This window comes from Mycobacterium sp. 852002-40037_SCH5390672, from assembly GCF_001665875.1.
Classification (GTDB): Bacteria; Actinomycetota; Actinomycetes; order Mycobacteriales; family Mycobacteriaceae; genus Mycobacterium.
This window is the reverse complement of record NZ_LZTA01000014.1, coordinates 145,451-163,961: the sequence shown is the minus strand read 5'-3', so window position 1 is coordinate 163,961 and position 18,511 is coordinate 145,451. Positions and strand designations below refer to the sequence as shown.

General features: G+C 66.8%; 14 protein-coding genes. 3 read left to right on the top strand and 11 right to left on the bottom strand.

The genetic code is table 11. The features are described 5' to 3' along the window. Positions 1-3 precede the first annotated feature (3 nt). The 7 genes from A5782_RS03840 to A5782_RS03810 all read right to left on the bottom strand — a co-directional run bounded on the left by A5782_RS03840 (position 4) and on the right by A5782_RS03810 (position 9,241). Positions 4-852: an aldo/keto reductase gene (locus A5782_RS03840; RefSeq protein ID WP_067095366.1), complete on the bottom strand. Its 849-nt coding sequence runs from the start codon at positions 850-852 to the stop codon at positions 4-6. Between the two features lie 83 nt (positions 853-935). Continuing rightward, a complete protein-coding gene (locus tag A5782_RS03835; RefSeq protein ID WP_067095363.1) occupies positions 936-2,924 on the bottom strand; it encodes a VWA domain-containing protein in 1,989 nt (662 codons plus the stop codon). Continuing rightward, a complete protein-coding gene (locus A5782_RS03830) occupies positions 2,917-4,311 on the bottom strand; it encodes an ATP-binding protein (RefSeq protein ID WP_067095360.1) in 1,395 nt (464 codons plus the stop codon). Before A5782_RS03830 ends, A5782_RS03835 begins: the two co-directional genes overlap by 8 nt. Positions 4,312-4,399: 88 nt before the next feature. Next, positions 4,400-5,983 (bottom strand): bifunctional phosphoribosylaminoimidazolecarboxamide formyltransferase/IMP cyclohydrolase, encoded by a 1,584-nt coding sequence (purH, locus tag A5782_RS03825; protein ID WP_067095357.1) that lies wholly within the window; start codon positions 5,981-5,983, stop codon positions 4,400-4,402. Next, positions 5,980-6,627, bottom strand: a complete 648-nt coding sequence (purN, locus tag A5782_RS03820) for a phosphoribosylglycinamide formyltransferase (RefSeq protein WP_067095354.1) — start codon at positions 6,625-6,627, stop codon at positions 5,980-5,982. Before purN ends, purH begins: the two co-directional genes overlap by 4 nt. A gap of 236 nt (positions 6,628-6,863) precedes the next feature. Continuing rightward, a complete protein-coding gene (locus A5782_RS03815) occupies positions 6,864-8,267 on the bottom strand; it encodes a DUF6350 family protein (protein WP_082942766.1) in 1,404 nt (467 codons plus the stop codon). A 47-nt stretch (positions 8,268-8,314) separates the two neighbouring features. Continuing rightward, positions 8,315-9,241, bottom strand: a complete 927-nt coding sequence (locus A5782_RS03810; RefSeq protein WP_067095351.1) for a DUF5336 domain-containing protein — start codon at positions 9,239-9,241, stop codon at positions 8,315-8,317. Positions 9,242-9,495: 254 nt separating this feature from the next. On the opposite strand from A5782_RS03810, the gene A5782_RS03805 reads away from it, so the two are divergent. After that, positions 9,496-10,344, top strand: a complete 849-nt coding sequence (locus A5782_RS03805) for an LLM class F420-dependent oxidoreductase (RefSeq protein ID WP_067095345.1) — start codon at positions 9,496-9,498, stop codon at positions 10,342-10,344. 22 nt (positions 10,345-10,366) lie between these two features. On the opposite strand, the gene A5782_RS03800 is transcribed toward A5782_RS03805, so the two are convergent. From A5782_RS03800 to sucC, 3 genes are all read right to left on the bottom strand, one after another. After that, positions 10,367-11,890 (bottom strand): acetyl-CoA acetyltransferase, encoded by a 1,524-nt coding sequence (locus tag A5782_RS03800; protein WP_067095341.1) that lies wholly within the window; start codon positions 11,888-11,890, stop codon positions 10,367-10,369. A gap of 119 nt (positions 11,891-12,009) precedes the next feature. Continuing rightward, entirely contained in the window at positions 12,010-12,912 is a 903-nt protein-coding gene (gene sucD, locus A5782_RS03795) for a succinate--CoA ligase subunit alpha (RefSeq protein ID WP_067095338.1), read from the bottom strand. 11 nt (positions 12,913-12,923) lie between these two features. Beyond that, positions 12,924-14,087 carry an ADP-forming succinate--CoA ligase subunit beta gene (gene sucC, locus A5782_RS03790; RefSeq protein ID WP_067095335.1) on the bottom strand — a complete coding sequence of 388 codons (1,164 nt, stop codon included), beginning with the start codon at positions 14,085-14,087 and terminating at the stop codon, positions 12,924-12,926. A 329-nt stretch (positions 14,088-14,416) separates the two neighbouring features. On the opposite strand from sucC, the gene A5782_RS03785 reads away from it, so the two are divergent. Then, positions 14,417-15,466 (top strand): M23 family metallopeptidase, encoded by a 1,050-nt coding sequence (locus A5782_RS03785; RefSeq protein ID WP_082942765.1) that lies wholly within the window; start codon positions 14,417-14,419, stop codon positions 15,464-15,466. A gap of 1 nt (position 15,467) precedes the next feature. After that, on the top strand, positions 15,468-16,058 hold the full coding sequence (locus tag A5782_RS26405) for a hypothetical protein (protein ID WP_197694090.1): 591 nt from the start codon (positions 15,468-15,470) through the stop codon (positions 16,056-16,058). A gap of 28 nt (positions 16,059-16,086) precedes the next feature. Here A5782_RS26405 and pcrA read toward each other — a convergent pair whose 3' ends face one another. Beyond that, a complete protein-coding gene (gene pcrA / locus A5782_RS03775; protein WP_067095326.1) occupies positions 16,087-18,498 on the bottom strand; it encodes a DNA helicase PcrA in 2,412 nt (803 codons plus the stop codon). Between the last annotated feature and the right edge of the window lie 13 nt (positions 18,499-18,511).

Genomic DNA, 18,511 nt, shown 5'->3' with positions numbered 1-18,511 from the left:
CCTTTAGTCGGGCACGTAATCAAACGTGTCGGGGTTGGGCCCATGGCGTCCGGACTCACCCTTGTCCAGCGCCGAGATCGCATCCATCTCGGAGTCGTCCAACTCGAAGTCGAACAGGTCGAAGTTGGCTTTGATCCGTTGCGGTGTCACAGATTTCGGGAAGACGATGTCGCCCCGCTGAATGTGCCAGCGCAACACCACCTGCGCCGGTGACCTGTCGCGGGCCTCGGCGATGCGGGTGATCACCGCGTCGTCGAGGACCCTGCCCTGGGCGATGGGCGACCACGCCTCGGTCGCGATGCCGTGCTCGCGCCCATAGGCCCGGACTTCGTCATTGGCGAAGTAGGGATGCACCTCGATCTGGTTGACCGACGGGACGGTGTCGGTTTCGGCGGCGAGCCGATCCAGGTGTGCGACTTGGAAATTCGAGACACCGATGCTGCGGGCGCGTCCGTCGCGCGCGAACTCTTCGAACACTTTCCACGTGGAGACGAAGTCGCCGTCGTAGAGCGTGGGCAGCGGCCAGTGGATGAGGAACAAATCGACGTAGTCGGACTCCAGCTTCTTCAGCGTCTGGTCGAAGGCGCGGCGCGCATCGTCGGGCTTGTGAAATCCGTTGTTGAGCTTGCTGGTGACGAAGACCTCGCCGCGGTCCAGACCCGCGTCGCGAATGCCTTGCCCGACTTCCTTTTCGTTGCCGTACATCTCGGCCGTGTCGATGTGACGGTACCCGATCTCGAGCGCTTTCCTCACCGCCGCGGCGGTCTCGTCGGGCTTGATCTGAAACACGCCAAAACCCAGCTGCGGAATGCCGACACCGTCGTTGAGTTCGATCGTTGGAACCTTGCTCATGCGTCTCCTCCTTCTTCGTCCCTGTACCCCGTCGAGAACGCACCTACCCCTTGACCGGCGTTGCCGCCCGGCGCGCCGAGAAGCTAACGGCGGCGCGACCGCAGGTAGTCGCCGACCACGGCCGCTCCCAATCCGTCGAGATCGGGCACCACGACCCGTCCCTCGACACGTCGGGCGACCTGGTCGATGAACCGGGCCAGACCCGGATCGCTGCCCAGCCGAAAAATGGTGATCTGGGCGCCCAGGCGCGCCATCTCGTCGAAACCGCGCACGGTGTGGGCGATGGTCCGCGGATGCGGTGGATAGTCGAAGAACACGGTCGTGCCGTCACCGTCGAAGTCCTCCAGGTGCGCGGTCGGCTCACCGTCGGTCACCACCAGCACGACGGGCTGCGCGTTGGGATGCCGGCGCAGATGACGGCCGGCCAGCGCCAGCGCGTGATGCAGGTTGGTGCCCTGCTCGTAGACCCCTTCCAGACCGGTGAGCTCGGCGGCGGTCACCGTTCGGGCGTAGCGGCCAAAAGCGATGATCTGCAAGGCATCCGACCGAAAGCGCGTGCACACCAAGTGGTTGAGCGCCAGGGCCGTTTGCTTCATGGGCAGCCAGCGATTCTCCATCACCATCGAGAATGAGGTATCGACCAGCAGTGCGACCGCGGCCTGGGTACGTGTCTCGGTTTCGGAGATCTCGACGTCGTCGACGGTGATCTTCAACCGGCCGTCCGGGCCGTCCGCGGTGGCGGTTCCCGCCTGTCGCAGCACGGCGTTGGTCAATGTCCGGGAGATGTTCCACGGCTCGGTATCCCCGAACTGCCAGGGCCGAGTCGCGCCGGTGAGTTCGCCGGCCGCTCCGGCGCGCCGATGATCGCGCTCGCCGCGACGCCCGGAAAGTTGTTGTGCCACATCGCGTAGCGCCGCCTCACCAAGCTGGCGCATGGCCTTCGGCGACAGCCGCCATTGTCCGTCCGAACCGCGGTCCAAAAAACCCTGATTGACCAGTGCGCGTTCCAATTCGGCAAGTGTGCGGGCATCGACGGCCGCCTCGTCGCCGAGCTGGCGTGCCAGCGCGTCGAGGTCGACGTCGTCCATGGTGGCGCCCGGATAGCTCTGCGAGAGCTGCTCGGCCAGTTGCTCCAGCTCGGCGATGTCGGACAGCGCCTGGGTGCCCTCGCCCATGCCGAACGGGTTGTCGCCGGAGAACTGCTCGGACCCGCTCCAGTCCTCCCCCGGCCGCGCCGCCTGCAGGTGCGCATCGAGCCGATTCAGCGCCTGCATCAGCGACGGAGAGCCGAAAGCCTGCTGCGCCAAGGCATCCAGCTCCGCGCGTTGCTCGGCACTCAGACTGTTGCGGAATCGCTGCGCGGCGGCGGCGCGCTTGGCAAGCGAGTCCAGCAGCTCATCGACGTTGCGCGGGTTCTCCGGAAAGAACTCACCATGGGAGTCCATGAAATCTTCAAAATCTTGTTGGGTGTCCTCACCGCGGGCGTGCTTGTCCAGCAGCTCGTTGAGGTCATTGACCATGTCATTGACCCGCTGACGATCCTCGTCGGTGGCGCCTTCCAGCGCCTGCTTCATGCCCGCGAAACGTTGGTCGAGCATCTCGCGGCCGAGCAGATCCTTGATCTGGTCGTACTTTTGGCGGGCCTCGCCGCTGCGCCAGTTGTAGTCGGAGAGCTCCTGGACGGCCTTGGCCGGCGACGACGGCAGCGCGTCCAACTGCAGTTCGCCGAAGCGGGCGTCGTCGTCGAGTGCGCGGGCCAGCTCCTTGCGTTCGGCCAGCACGGCCTCGTCCAGCAGCTTCTTGATCTCCTGCAGGGTTCCATCTAAGTTGTTGCGCCGCAACAACTCCCGTCGCCGCCGATTGGCCTCGGCGGCCAGCCGGTCCGCTCCGGGCAGGTCCTTGGTGCCGCGGCGCAGCAGTTCGGACAGCGCACGGCGCGGCGACGTGCCGGCCATGACATCCTGGCCGATCTGTTCGAGCGCCTCGCGCAGATCCACCGGCGGGGCCAGCGGGTCGGGCCCGCCAGTGTAGGCCGAGTATCGAAGAGAGTGCCCCTTAACGGGTTCAGCCATAGACGGTTTGACCCTCCCCGGATACCTTGTCGATTCGCTTGGCCAGGTACAGGGCCTCGAGCGCCAGTTCCAGCGCCGCGGCGCGTTCGCCTTCCGACTGCGCACCGACCTTGGCCGCGATCTTGTCCACCACCGCCAGGCTCGGGACGGCGGCCAGCACGTCCTTGGCCGACACCCGCTCTCCCGTCGTCACCGCCGAACCGCCCTCGACCGCGGTCACCAACGAACCGACGTCGATGCCGCCCAGCACCCGCGAGGCGGTGTCCGCGGTCGCCCGGCGCAACAGGTGCTCGAGCACGGCCTGTTCGCGACCTTCCTCGCCGGACTCGAATTCCAGCTTGCCGCGCAGGACGTCGATCACCGTGCCCAAGTCGACCACCCGGGCCACCGGATCCGTCTCCCCCAGCACCGCGCCGCGATGCCGCGCGGCGGCGGCGACGGTCTCCGCCGCCGCAATCGCGAACCGCGCTGACACCCCGGAGCGTTGATCGACGGAGTTGGACTCCCTCAGGTAGCGGGCGAACCTGGCGATGATCTGCATCAGGTAATCGGGAACCTGGGCGGACAGGTGCGCTTCTTGCGCGATCACGCCGATTTCCGCGTCCAGCTCCAGCGGGTAGTGGGTCCGGATCTCCGCACCGAAACGGTCTTTGAGCGGGGTGATGATGCGTCCCCGGTTGGTGTAGTCCTCGGGATTGGCGCTGGCGACCACCAACACATCCAGCGGCAGGCGCAGAGTGTAACCGCGGACCTGGATGTCGCGCTCCTCCATCACGTTGAGCATCGACACCTGGATGCGCTCGGCGAGGTCGGGCAGTTCGTTGACCGCAACGATGCCCCGGTGCGCGCGCGGAATCAGTCCGTAGGCGATGGTTTCCGGATCCCCGAGGCTGCGGCCCTCGGCGACCTTGATCGGGTCGATGTCACCGACCAGGTCGGCCACACTGGTGTCCGGGGTGGCGAGCTTTTCGGTGTAGCGCTCGCTGCGGTGCTTCCATTCCACCGGCAGGTCGTCGCCCAAGGTGGCGGCCTTGCGGATCGACTCCGGGGTGATCGGCGAGAAAGGGTGCTCACCGAGTTCGGCGCCGGCGATCACCGGTGTCCACTCATCGAGCAATCCGGTCAGCGCACGCAGCAGCCGGGTTTTACCCTGGCCCCGCTCACCGAGCAGGACGAAGTCGTGGCCCGCGATCAAGGCCCGCTCGAGCTGGGGCAAGACGGTGTCGTCGAATCCCAGAATGCCCGGCCAGATGTCTGCGCTATCTGGCCCGTCGGCTAAGGCGGTGAGCAGATTCTCGCGGATTTCCTGCTTGACTCCCCGTTCACGATGACCGGCGGCACGCAGTTCGCCGACGGTGCGGGGCAGGTTGCTCGGTGACGTCACCACTCCACGCTACGACGCGCGCTCAGACGAGTCATGTCAAGGGCGTTCACTGCACGCTTATTGACATCCGCGTCGGTCGCGTGCGCCGCTGCTAATGCGCGAAGTGGCGCGCCCCGGTCAGATACAGCGTGATGCCGGCGTTGGCGGCCGCGGCGGTCACCTCTTCGTCGCGCACCGATCCTCCGGGATGCACGATCGCCTTCACTCCGGCGCCGGTCAGCGTCTCGAGTCCGTCGGGGAAGGGGAAGAACGCATCCGAGGCAGCGACCGCGCCGCGCACCCGATCGCCGCCGCGTTCGACGGCCAGCCGCGCGGCGTCGACCCGGTTCACCTGACCCATGCCGACGCCGATGGTGGCGCCGCCGCCGGCGATCACGATCGCGTTCGATTTGACCGCGCGGCACACGCGCCAGGCGAACACCAGGTCGGCCAGCGTCGCCGGATCGGCGGGTGAGCCGGTGGCCAGGCTCCAATTCGCCGAATTGTCGCCGTGCGCGTCGAGCTCATCACGCTGCTGCACCAACAGCCCGCCGCTGATCGGCCGCAGCTCGGTGCCACCGGTCAACGGCTCCGAGCCCACCAGTACCCGGATGTTCTTCTTGCGGGTCAACACCTCCAGGGCCGCCGGCTCGTAGGCGGGCGCGACGATGACCTCGGTGAAGATGGTGCTGACGTACTCGGCCATCTCAACGCTCACTTCGGTATTGGCCGCGATGACTCCGCCGAATGCGCTCAGCGGATCGCACTCGTGCGCTTTGCGGTGTGCGTCGGCGACCGATGCCGACGAGATGGCGATCCCACATGGGTTGGCGTGCTTGATGATTGCCACGCAGGTCTGCTCGTGATCGAAGGCGGCCCGCCAGGCCGCGTCTGCATCGGTGAAGTTGTTGTAGGACATCTCTTTTCCGTGCAGCTGCTCGGCCTGCGCCAGTCCCGGCCAGGCACCGGGGTCGCCGTACAGCGCCGCCTGCTGGTGGGGGTTCTCGCCGTAACGCAGCATCGCCGAGCGGCGCCAGCTGCGGCCCAGCCACTTCGGAAAAGTCGTCGGCGGATGTTCGGGAGCCAGCGTCGACTCCATCCAGCTCGCGACCGCGATGTCGTATTCGGCGGTGTGCGCAAACGCCAGCGAGGCCAGCTTTTTGCGCTGAGCGAGGCTAAAGCCGCCTTCGCGGACCGCGGCGAGCACTCCGTCATAGCCCTGTGGGTCGGTGATCACCGCCACGCTGGGATGGTTTTTCGCGGCGGCCCGCACCATCGAGGGGCCGCCGATGTCAATCTGTTCGACGCATTCGTCGATGCTTGCCCCGGAGTCGACCGTCTCGGTGAAGGGGTACAGATTGACGACGACGAGTTCGAACGCCGCAATCCCGAGTTCCTCCAGCGCGGCGGCGTGCTCCGGTTTGCGAAGGTCCGCCAGCAGGCCCGCGTGCACCCGCGGGTGCAGTGTCTTGACTCGGCCGTCGAGCACTTCGGGAAAGCCGGTCAACTCCTCGACTCGGGTTACCGGAATGCCTTGGCCGGCAATGACCTTCGCCGTGGATCCGGTCGAGACGATCTCGACGCCCGCGGCCGCCAAGTCCTGGGCGAGGTCGACCAGCCCGGTCTTGTCGTAGACGCTGATCAAGGCGCGCCGGATCGGCCGTTTGGCATCGTCCCGCCAGTCGTCGGTGCTCATCGGTTCGTCGCCTTTCGTCCGATCGTCGCTTTTCTCCCGACCAGGGTCAGGCCTCCTGTTGCGATCGCGGCCACCACGTCCACCAGTAGCTTCCGTTCGGTGACTTTGATGCGTTCGTGCAGAGTCTCTTCGGTGTCGCCGTCGAGCACCGGAACGGATTCCTGCGCCAGAATCGGCCCGGTATCCGTCCCGGCGTCTACCAGGTGCACCGTACAGCCTGTGACCTTCACACCGTAGGCCAACGCGTCGGCCACTGCGTGCGCACCCGGGAACGCCGGCAACAGCGCCGGATGGGTGTTGATGACGCGGCCGTAGAACCGCGAAAGGAATTGCGGCCCAAGTATTTTCATGAAGCCTGCGGAGACCACCAGGTCGGGGGAATGCGCGACGGTCGCCTCGGTGATTGCCGCGTCCCAGGCGTCGCGGTCCGGGTGATCGCCGAGCCGGACGGTGAAGGCCGGTACGGAGGCCGCCGCGGCGATCTCGGTGGCCAGACAGTCGCGGTCGGCACCGACGGCGACCACCCGGGCCGGATAATCCGCGATGGCGGAAGTCATCAGAGAGTTCAGCAGCGACCCGGTGCCCGACGCCAGTACCACTACCCGCGCCGGTGCGTTCGGGGGCACATGGAGCGGTTCGACCACATCGGCGAGCCTAGCCCGACGACGATGCGCGTCGCGCAGCGACGTGAGGAGGAGTGGGGCAGCGACGTGAGCAGCAGTCGGGCAGCGACGTGAGCAGCAGTCGGGCAATCGACTCTGGCGACGACGTAGGCCCGACGATCAGGCTGGCCGCATAGGGAATTGCCCGCCTCTGAGCGACAATCACCGCTGTCGCGCTCGGGCGAACCGAAGTTGTCGCTGCGAGGCGGGCAAAACGATTAATCCCCGGAATCTCGCTCGGTCGCTCCGCGCTCCGGTTCGCCGGGAGGGCGCTCGCCGTCGGTAACCGGCGGATCGCGTTCGCCGGATTCGTCCGGCGGCGCATCGCGCACGTCGCCCGGGTCGGCCGGGTCGCCGGAGCCCACCGGGATCTCGTCGTCCCCAAGCTCCGCATCCTCGGGCAGCCGATCGTCGTCGAAAACGCCCGCGAAGTCCGCGGGTTCCTCGGTCGCCGCGGCGGGCGCCGGTTTGGGAGGCTTGAGCCGCCGGGGACGACGCCTGATTCCGCCGGTCATCGCCACGGTGACTCCGCCGACGACCGCGAACCAGAGGAAGACACCGATGAGCAGCGCGCCCTGGTCGACGCCGACGTGGCCGAAGTTACCCAGCTGGCCGCTGCCGGCGTACGCGAGCAAGCACATCACCAGCGCGCCGGCGACCGCGGCGACCGCCAGCTTGGCGGCGGCCGCAAACAGCGGCAACGCACGGCGGGCGCACTGCTGGCCGAGCGCCACACCGGACGACGCACCGATGATGAGCAGCGCCACCCAGACCGGCCCCAAGGGAGGCCTAGGGACGGCGGCCAGCACCGGCAAGGCCGGGATATCGCCACCGAACACGGTGAAAGAACTGAAGGTGGCGAAGCCGATATGCGCGCTGGACCCGACGGCTATCGCCGCGGTTCCCACAATTACGTTGGGCGCGTACAGCATTGACAGCACGGTGAGGCTGAACTCGCCGAAGATCGAATCGGTGATGCCGTAGAGCTCTTGCATGGTCGACCAATGCACCACCAGCGAGCCCGCCGTCACCAGGCCGGACAACCCGAGCAACGCCAACACTCCGGCCGAAGCGGCGCGCAGGGAATCGCCCAGCCAAAACGGCAGCGACGCCGCCGCCAGCGCGCGTGGCGCCACCCGGGACCACACGCCGATCGCGGCGCCGGCGGCGTGAACCACGAGCACACTGAGGAACGCACGTAGCGCGCTGGGTGTTTGCAGCTCGGTGATCACCGACGACGCGTCGTGGATGACGGCCAGGGCGATCGCCGTCATCAGCAACGGGCCGCCCAGCGCCGAGGCGATAACCCAGCGGACGACAAGCCACGACGAGTAGGGCGTGGTTGCCCGCGCCGTGCTGCGCGCGGTAGCCCAGACCATCAGGAGGACCGGCAGCAGCGGCATCACACCCAGTTCGCGGCCACCGATCGAGACCGGTACCTGGTGCACGCCCAGCCACATGCTGGCGATGGCGCCCAGGGCGCCGGTCATGTCGCTGTTGGCGATCAACAACTGGATCAGCGTGACCGCGGCGATGATGACCAACGCCACCACCGCGGGGGCGAACGCGACCCTGACAAGGTCACCCGCTTGGCGAGCGCCTGCTGCCCGGTTGTCCTCCACGCGTGTCACTCTGGGGCACGTCCCCGACTATGCGCGACAGCGCACGGTTAGGAGGGCGCTGGCCCAGACGGTGACGACGGCGACTGGTGCTCCTGTCCGAACTGCTGGCCACCACCCTGCTCGGAGAAGTTTGCCGTCGCCGAGCCGGCATCCGATCCGCCGGCGTTCGGCGGCGGGCTGAAGCTGGGGAAGCCGGTGGGCGGCGTGGACGGCCCCTGCTGTTGCGCGGACGGCTGAGGTCCCGACTGGGGCGAAGGCTGTGCACCGAAACCGCCGGTCGGAACGCCGCTCTGGGTGGGCGCCGCGCTCGGCGAATAGCCGCCGTACTGCGACCCATATCCCTGCGGCGACTGCTGCTGGCCGGCGTGCTGCTGGCCGGCGTGCTGCTGGCCACCCGGCTGCTGACCGTAGTAGGGCTGTTGACCGTACTGGCCGTATTGCCCGTACTGGCCATACTGCGCGTACGGGTCGTACTTGGGCCGCGGCGCCGGCGCGGTGATCACCCCGGAGTCCAGCAGGACCACGACGACAGCGGCGATCGCCTGGAGCACGACGGCCGCCACCAGCGGCCACATCGCCCAGCCGATCGCGAAACCGGCGGGCAGGTTGATCGTCTCGGTGATGGCGAGCAAGGCACCCAGAACCGCGATGACCGCGACGATCCCCGCATAATTCTTGGCCTTCGGCACCAGGCTGAGCCCGGCGAGCAGCGCGGCCAGCACAGCAACAACCACCGCGGTGCCCGCGTCGCCGGCGCGCCCGCCGATACCCGGGCCGAGGTCGGCGCCGATGGTGAAGGTGGGCCCGAAGTTCAGGAGGTAGGCGGCCAGACCCAGGACCACCACCGCGATATTCAGGTAGAACGGGAGCTTGCTCGTCCCGTCGTCGTCCTTGGCGAAGGACGGTGTGGCGCCTGCATAGGTGCCGCCGGGCTGCGCCGGTGGATAGCCCGGGCTTCCGGGAGAGTAGGTCATGGCTCCTCCTGTTGCTTCCAGTGCCTTGAACTGCCTGGCGGTCGCCACGGTTGCAGTGCAACGCTGTGCTTCCAGGCGCCTCGCTGCGTTAGCGACGCGGTCGATCACCCACGCTAGCGCACGTGCGGTAACCCGTGCCGTTGCCACCGGCTTGGACAGCGGCGCCCACACCGGCTGCCCCGCGGCCTGCTCGCGAGACGGTCCGTGTCACGACGGCTTGCTCAGCAGAGGTAGAACACGTTCTAATTCTCTGCATGGATTACGGGCTTGTGCTTTTTACCAGCGATCGTGGCATCTCTCCGGCGAGGGCCGCGAAGCTTGCCGACGATCACGGCTTTGCGACCTTCTACGTGCCAGAACACACTCACATTCCGGTGAAGCGCGAGGCTGCTCACCCCACCACGGGCGACGAATCGCTGCCCGACGATCGCTACATGCGGACACTAGACCCATGGGTGAGTCTGGGCGCGGCGTGCGCGGTCACCTCGCGGGTGCGGTTGTCCACCGCGGTGGCCCTACCGGTCGAACACGACCCGATCACGTTGGCGAAAAGTATTGCCACCCTTGACCACCTGTCCGGCGGACGGGTCAGCCTGGGCGTCGGGTTCGGTTGGAACACCGACGAACTCGCCGACCACGGCGTGCCGCCGGGCCGGCGCCGCACCATGCTGCGCGAGTACATCGAGGCGATGCGGGAACTATGGACCAAAGAGGAAGCCAGCTACGACGGCGAATTCGTCAAGTTCGGGCCCAGCTGGGCCTGGCCCAAGCCCGTGCAGTCACACATCCCGGTGCTGGTCGGGGCCGCGGGCACCGAGAAGAACTTCAAGTGGATCGCGCGCAGCGCCGACGGTTGGATCACCACTCCGCGCGACTTCGACATCGACGAACCGGTGAAGTTGCTGCAGGACACCTGGGCGGCGGCGGGCCGCGACGGTGCTCCCCACATCGTCGCGCTGGACTTCAAGCCGGTGCCCGAGAAGCTCGCCAAATGGGCCGAGCTCGGGGTGACCGAGGTGCTGTTCGGGCTGCCGGACAAATCCGAAGACGAGATCGCCGCCTACGTCGAGCGCTTGGCCGGCAAGCTCGCCGCCCTGGTCTAGGCCCGCGCGCGTACGACGGGGTCTAGCCCAGCGACGCCCGGTTACCGTTGTCGGTCGACCACACCGAGATCTCCACACCGAGCGGATCGCCGTCGCACATCAATGCGACGAGGTCGTCGTCGTCGGTCGTGGCCATGAATCGCGTGTTGTCCGCCGCGAGCCGGCCGACGATGATGCCGGTGCGGACCGGCCAGCCGTAGCGCACTGAGTACGTCTCGATGGTTGCCGCGCCGTCGGGTGTCTTCGTGACGTCGATCTTCGGCAGAGCATCGATCTCCTTCTTCAGCTCCGCACGGTTATCGGTGCGCCACTCCGCCGGCGTGGTCGAGTAGATACCGACCGAGTACTTGCTCATAATGCCGCCGTTGGCGCCGACGAGGCCGAATTGCCCTGGCCTGTCTCGCATCTGCGTGACCGTCTCGGCGATACCGTGCAGCGAGTAGCTGTTCCCGGGTCCGCCGAAGTACGGTAATCCGCCGGTCAGGGTCAAACCGCGCGGGTCGTCGCCGTCGATGCCGAGGGCTTCGCAGATGACGAACACCGGGAACGGGAAGCAGCTGTACAGGTCGAAGGTGGCGATGTCGTCGATGCCGATTCCAGCTACCCGCAACGCTTCTCGGGCCGCATGGACCGCCGCCGGGCTGGCGCCGAGGTCGACGCGATCCAGCATCGCCTGCTCGATCATGTCCGAGTGGCCGTGCACATAAACCCACTTGTCCTCGGGCACACCCAGGCGGGTCGCCGCCTCCACTGACATCAGCACCGCCGCTGCGCCCTGGTTGACCTGATCGCGGGCGACGAGCAGACGGGGGTACGGGTCACAGATCATCCGGTTGTCGTCGGTGATGGTGATGATCTCGTCGACCGACCGCTCCACCGGTGATGACGAAAACGGGTTCTTGGCAGCCACTTTGGACATCGGGGCGAACAGTTCGGCCATCTCGCGCCGATAGTCGGCCACGCTGTATCCGAGGCGGGCGCGGCGGGCATTCTCCAGGAGCCCGTACTGCACGGGCGCCCCGGTCAAGCCGTGCTGGATCGTGTATTCGTCGATGTAGCTGGAGATCTGGTGGCCACGATCCTCGAGTTGGCCCTCGACATGTTCGGTGAAGTCGGGCTTGTCATCCCGATCGGCGAAGTAACGGGCCGTCGACCCCGGCTCCGAGCCCATGATCAGTACGACGTCGGCTTCGCCCGCCGCGATTGCATTGCCCGCCTCGGTGACAAGCTTCTGCGGACCCTGCCCACCGACTGGTTCGAGTACCACGCGGGCCGGGTCGCCGCCGAGACGGTTCATCACCGAACGCGGGTAGTTGTTCGACTTGCCGAGCTTCGCCGGCATCGGTCCAGAGATCTCGAACTGCCGTAGCCCGAAGACCGTGTCGACGGCCTGGGCAACGCTTTTGGCGCCGGTGTCTTCAAGAGCCGCGCGGGCGGCCGCCGTCGCGAGGTCGACCGCCGACATGCCCCGATAGTCGGGGTCGTCGATGCGCTCGGTGAACTGGCCGACACCGACGAGCACCGGAGTACGCGGATCGACCGGCATGAAAACCTCCTGGCAACTGTTAGTTCGTCAGGCTAACCGATGGCTGGAACCAACACGAAACTGCGGCCAGCTCGCGAATTCTGGTGAAAACGCGATCTGACCGCAGTCTCGGCGAAGAACTACAGGCTCTGCAGGATCTCCCGGGCCAGCGCGGCGGTCTCCGACGGCGTCTTGCCGACCTTGACGCCGGCCGCCTCCAAGGCCTCCTTCTTGGCGGCCGCGGTGCCCGACGAGCCAGACACGATGGCACCCGCGTGGCCCATCGTCTTGCCCTCCGGCGCGGTGAATCCCGCGACGTAGCCGACGACCGGCTTGGACACGTTGGCCTTGATGTAGTCGGCCGCACGCTCCTCGGCATCACCGCCGATCTCGCCGATCATCACGATGATCTTGGTGTCGGGGTCCTTCTCGAACGCCTCGATGGCGTCGATGTGCGTGGTCCCGATCACCGGGTCACCGCCGATACCGATCGAGGTGGAGAAGCCGAAATCGCGCAGCTCGTACATCATCTGGTAGGTCAGGGTGCCCGACTTGGACACCAGGCCGACCGGGCCGGGTCCACTGATGTTCGCCGGGGTGATGCCCGCCAGCGCCTCACCCGGGGTGATGATGCCGGGACAGTTCGGCCCGATGATGCGAGTCTTCTGCCCCTTGTCGACGTTATAGGCCCACGCATACGCGCTGTCCTGCACCGGAATTCCCTCGGTGATGACCACCAACAGGGGGATCTCGGCGTCGATGGCCTCGATGATCGCGTCCTTGGCGAACTTCGGCGGCACGAAGACGACCGACACGTTGGCGCCGGTCTCCTTCATCGCCTCGGCGACGGAGCCGAAGACCGGAAGTTCGACATCCTTGCCGACGGGATCCACGTGCGACACGGTGGTGCCGGCTTTGCGGGCGTTGACCCCACCCACCACCGCAGTGCCTGCCTTCAGCATCAGCGCGGTGTGCTTGGTGCCCTCACCGCCGGTGATGCCCTGGACGATCACTTTGGAGTCTTTGTTCAGGAAGATCGACATCGCTTGGTTCCTTACTTGTTCGCCAGCTCGGCGGCTTTGTCGGCGCCCGCGTCCATGGTCTCGGCCTGGATCACCAGCGGGTGGTTGGCGTCGGCGAGGATCTTGCGGCCTTCGTCGACGTTGTTGCCGTCGAGCCGGACCACGAGCGGCTTGTTGGCCTCGTCGCCGAGCATGTTCAGCGCGGTCACGATTCCGTTGGCGACGGCGTCGCAGGACGTGATGCCGCCGAACACGTTCACGAACACGCTCTTGACCTGCTTGTCGTTCAGGATGACGTCGAGGCCTGCGGCCATCACCTCGGCCGAGGCGCCGCCGCCGATGTCCAGGAAGTTGGCCGGCTTGACCCCGCCGTGCTTCTCGCCCGCGTAGGCGACGACGTCGAGCGTCGACATCACCAGGCCCGCGCCGTTGCCGATGATGCCGACGGCGCCGTCGAGCTTGACGTAGTTCAGGTCGTGCTCCTTGGCCTTGAGCTCCAGCGGGTCGGTGGCGTCGCGGTCCTCGAACTCGGCGTGGCCGGGCTGACGGAAGTCGGCGTTGGCGTCCAGGGTGACCTTGCCGTCCAGCGCCAGGATTTGGTCTTGCGGGTCGCGCACCAACGGGTTGACCTCGACCAGGGTGGCGTCCTCGGCGACGAAGACCTCCCACAGCTTGTTGATGGTCACCGCGGCGGCGTCGAGCACCTCGGCGGGCAGGTGGCCCTGCTCGGCGATGGAACGCGCGGTCGCCAGGTCGACACCCTTGACGGCGTCCACCGGAACCTTGGCCAGCCGCTCCGGCTTGGTGGCGGCCACCTCCTCGATCTCCATGCCGCCCTCCACCGAGCACATGGCCAGGTAGGTGCGGTTGGCACGGTCGAGCAAGAAGGAGATGTAGTACTCCTCGGCGATGTCACTGGCCTCGGCGACCAGCAGCTTCTTCACCACATGTCCCTTGATGTCGAGACCGAGGATGTTCTTGGCGTGCTCGTAAGCGTCGTCGGGTGTCGCCGCGTACTTGACGCCACCGGCCTTGCCACGTCCGCCGACCTTCACCTGCGCCTTGACCATCACCGGGCGACCGATCTCGGTGGCGATCTCCCGAGCGCCCTCGGCGGTGTCGGTCACGCGTCCCGGCGTAGTCGGTACGTTGTGCTTGGCGAACAATTCTTTTGCTTGATACTCGAAAAGGTCCATGGACTCTCTGTCTTCGCTCGACTCAACTACTAGGCCTTGTGGTGGGCGGCGCCGCACTCGGCGACTCGCACGGACGAACTGTATCCATCCCTTAAACGGCTATTACGGCCGCGTCCGCCGATGTGGCACAGCTCACGGGCTATGGGTTGACCGCCCGCGTGATACAAATCACAATTCCGCCCGGATTGTGCAACGAGGTTGCCAGTCCCGCGCGTCAGCGGATACCTTCCTAGGGTCCAGATAACGTTATGGTCACGATACGAGGACATTTCAGGTTGTCCCAGCACCGTTTTGCCCGGCCTTCTGCCGTAACTGAAGGCGTTGTGAGAGTGGGTCGCGCAGCAGGCGCCCGGTGGTCGGAAGCACCCCATCGCACCGAAGTCACCGAAATCCTCCCCCTCGACGGCTTTGACTTCGACGACTTCGAATTCAGCGACGACGCCGGCGATCTCGGCGACCTGGATTTCAGCAACGACTCGACGTTCGACAACGAAGCGCAGGTGCTGCTGGCACCGGAGCTCGACGACCTGCACGTCGCCGACGATCTACGCCCGCTGTGGCTGGCCGCGCCCGTCACCGAGGTGCTGCCGCGGGTGGTCGTCGAGCCACTCACCGAGCGGCGCCTCGACCGCCCCCACACCGCCGACGTCGTCGGCGTCGCACCCCGCGGAGGGCAGCACCGCAAGCAACCGACCAGCGCGGCCCGGGGCCGCCTGCTGATCTCGGCGATGGCCGCCGGCGCCGCCGCCGCTGCCGCCCACACGGCCACCAGCCACGCCGACACCCCCAAGACCGAGGCCGTGCTGACCGCGAACGCATCCGCACTCACCGGCGGGGCGGGCGGCACCAACACCGTCCGCGGCCCGCAGGTGATCGCCGCGGAGCCCGCGGCCACCGCCGCACTGCACAATCAGGAACTCGCCAAGGGCGTCGCCTACGCCAACGACCGCGCTCAGCGCGAAGCGCGGTTGTCGCAGCCGCTCTACGTGATGCCGACCAAGGGGATCTTCACCTCCAACTTCGGCTACCGCTGGGGCGTGCTGCACGCCGGTATCGACCTGGCCAACTCGATCGGCACACCGATCTATGCGGTGTCCGACGGCGTCGTCATCGACTCCGGTCCGGCCAGCGGCTACGGGATGTTGGTCAAGCTGCGCCACGCCGACGGCACGGTCACGCTCTACGGTCACATCAACACCACGTTGGTCAGCGTTGGTGAGCGCGTGATGGCCGGCGACCAGATCGCCACCATGGGCAACCGGGGCAATTCCACCGGCCCGCACCTGCATTTCGAGGTGCTACAGGGCGGCAGCGAACGCATCGACCCCGTGCCGTGGCTCGCTAAGCGTGGTCTTATGGTCGGCAACTACGCTGGTTGAGGTGACCGCGCCGAACGAACAACCTTCCGGTCCGCGTCCGTCCGAGCCCACTTCAGAGCAGGACTCGCCCTCCGACACACGGACCCGGATCATCCGGCGTGCGCCGACCGGGCCCATACCCACCACGCCGGACACCCCGACCACTCACTTCGCCCCGCAACCGTCGCCCTACCGGGCCGGCTCTCGTGCGGGTCGCCCAGGTTATGCCGGAGTGCCGGCCGTTGAGCCCGCCGATCGGACGGCCGTCGCCGCGTGCGCGGTGAGCATCGTCAGCGGGTGGGCCACCTCGGTGGTGGCCACCGACCTGATCGCCGGTTGGTGGCGAACCGACCGCCTGTTCTGCATCGCGGTCGCATTTCTGGCGCTGGTGTTCGCCGGCACCACGGTGTCGGGGGTGATCTTGCTGCTGCAGCGCCGATCGATCAGCCGCTACCTGCTGATGGCCGGCGCGCTGGTCGCCTTTCTCACGTACATCGGCGTGTTCATCGCCGGTGCCCGGGTCGCGTGGGTTGTGCACCTGCTGCCGGTATTGCCGATCGCCACGGTGGTGCTGGTGATGCTGCCGCAAACCAAACGCTGGCTGGACGCCTGACGCGACGCCGTTAGACCACCTGCCGGGGTCAGAGCTTGCCGATCGGGGCGTGGTTGTGCATCAGCTTCACGCGTCCCGAGCTGCCGAAGTCGATCAGGGACATCGCCGATTCCCCAACGCCGGACACTTCCTCGACCCGGCCCAGCCCGTACTTGTCGTGGGTCACCCGGTCGCCGGGCTCAAGAACCAGTAGCGGGCGCTTGCTCATCCCCGAACGGGTCGGGGACACCCGTGGCGTGCCGAACCGGCCCGCGCCACTCACCGGCGCGCTGAACGACGGGGCCGGCGCCGTACGCCGCCATTCGATGAGTTCTTGTGGAATCTCTTGCAGGAAGCGCGATTCCGGGTTGAGCATGGGCTGCCCCCAGGAGGACCGGACGATCGCCCTGCTCACATAGAGCCGTTGCCGGGCCCGGGTGATCCCGACGTAGGCCAGCCGCCGCTCCTCGCAGAGTTCGACCGGATCGTCCAATGAGCGCATGTGGGGGAACATTCCGTCCTCCCAGCCGGTGACGAACACCACCGGAAACTCGAGGCCCTTGGCGGTGTGCAACGTCATCAGGGTGACCATGCCGGCGCCGTCCTCCGGGATCTCGTCACTGTCGGAGACCAGCGAGACGCGCTCCAAAAACTCCGCCAGCACACCGGTATCCGGTACGTCTTCGTCTTCGGGGGTTTGCAAGGATTCGCCCAGTGCCGCGGCGTTGGCCCGATCGGTGCTGAATTCGTGTGCCACGCTGACGAGTTCGTTGAGATTGTCCAAGCGCGCCAGTTCTTGGGGATCGGTGGAGGATTCCAGTTCCCTGCGATATCCGGTGCGTTCGAGCACCGACTCGACCAGATCTCCGAGATCGTCGTCCAGGCGGCCGCGCAGCTCGTCCAGCAGCTCGACGAAACCGGCGATCGCCTTCTCCGCACGCGAATTCAGCATCGGCACTTTGCCTTCGGCCGCGGCCACCAGTGCGTCGGCGAAACTGGCGCCGGTGTTCTCGGCATACACCGCCACGCACGCCTCGGCACGATCACCGATGCCCCGACGCGGGGTGTTGAGGATGCGCCGCATGCTGACCGCGTCCCCGGGGTTGTCCAGTACCCGCAGATAGGCGACGATGTCGCGAATCTCCTTGCGCTCGTAAAAACGCACTCCGCCAACGACTTTGTAGGGGATTCCGGCGCGGATGAACACCTCTTCGAACGACCGCGACGAGTTGTTGGTGCGGTAGAAGACGGCGACGTCGTTGTAGGTGATCTCGCCCTTCTCGGCGAGCGCGTCGATCTCCTCGGCGACGAATCGGGCCTCGTCGTGCTCGTTGTCGGCGACGTAGCCGACGATCAGCTCGCCGGCGCCTTCGGCGGTCCACAGTCGCTTGTCGCGACGCCCGGAGTTGCGGGCGATCACCGAGTTGGCCGCGGACAGGATGTTCTGCGTAGAGCGGTAATTCTGTTCCAGCAGAATGGTGGTCGCGTCCGGGTAGTCGCGTTCGAAGTCCTCGATGTTGCGGATGGTGGCGCCGCGGAACGCATAGATCGACTGGTCGGCGTCGCCGACCACACACAGCTCCGCCGGCGGCACGTCGTCGGATACCTCGTCACTGCCGTGTCGATTCGGCGGTCCCAGCTTCGCCTCGCCTGCGCCGGCCCCGGGGCCAGCTCCGGCGAGCCTCGCTGAACTGCCGCGGCCGGCCAACTCGCGCACCAGCACGTACTGCGCGTGGTTGGTGTCCTGGTACTCGTCGACGAGCACATGCCGGAACCGCCGCCGGTAGTGCTGGGCAATCTGCGGGAAGGCCCGCAGCACCGCGACGGTTTCCCCGATCAGGTCGTCGAAGTCCAGCGCGTTGGCCGCCCGCAGCCGCCGCTGGTATTCGCCGTAGACGCTGGCCACCGTGCGGGACAACTCGTCGGAATCGTCGGTCAGGTTGCCCACCGCCTCGGCGGGGCCGATCAGCTCGTTCTTCAGGTTGGAGATGGCGTTGGCCAGCAGCCGTGGCGAGTAGCGCTTGATGTCGAGCCCCATGTCGCGCCCGATCATCTGCAGCAGACGCCGTGAGTCGTCGGCGTCGTAGATGGAGAAGTTGGAGTTGAGGCCCTCGATCAGGGACGCCTGGTTGCGCAGAATGCGCACGCAGGTCGAGTGGAACGTGGACACCCACATGGCGCGGGCCCGGTTGCCCACCAGCCGCACCACGCGTTCGCGCATCTCGGCGGCGGCCTTGTTGGTGAAGGTGATGGCCAGCACCTGACCGACCCCAACCCCACGTTCCGCGATCAGGTAGGCGATCCGGCGGGTCAACACCGCGGTCTTTCCCGAACCCGCGCCCGCGACGATCAGCAGTGGGGAGCCTTCATGCACCACCGCTTGGCGCTGTTGCGGATTGAGGCCCTCGAGCAGTTGATCTGCCTCGGAGGCCGGCTTGGCATCTGTTGCGTGCACACTCATGTCAGTCCAAACT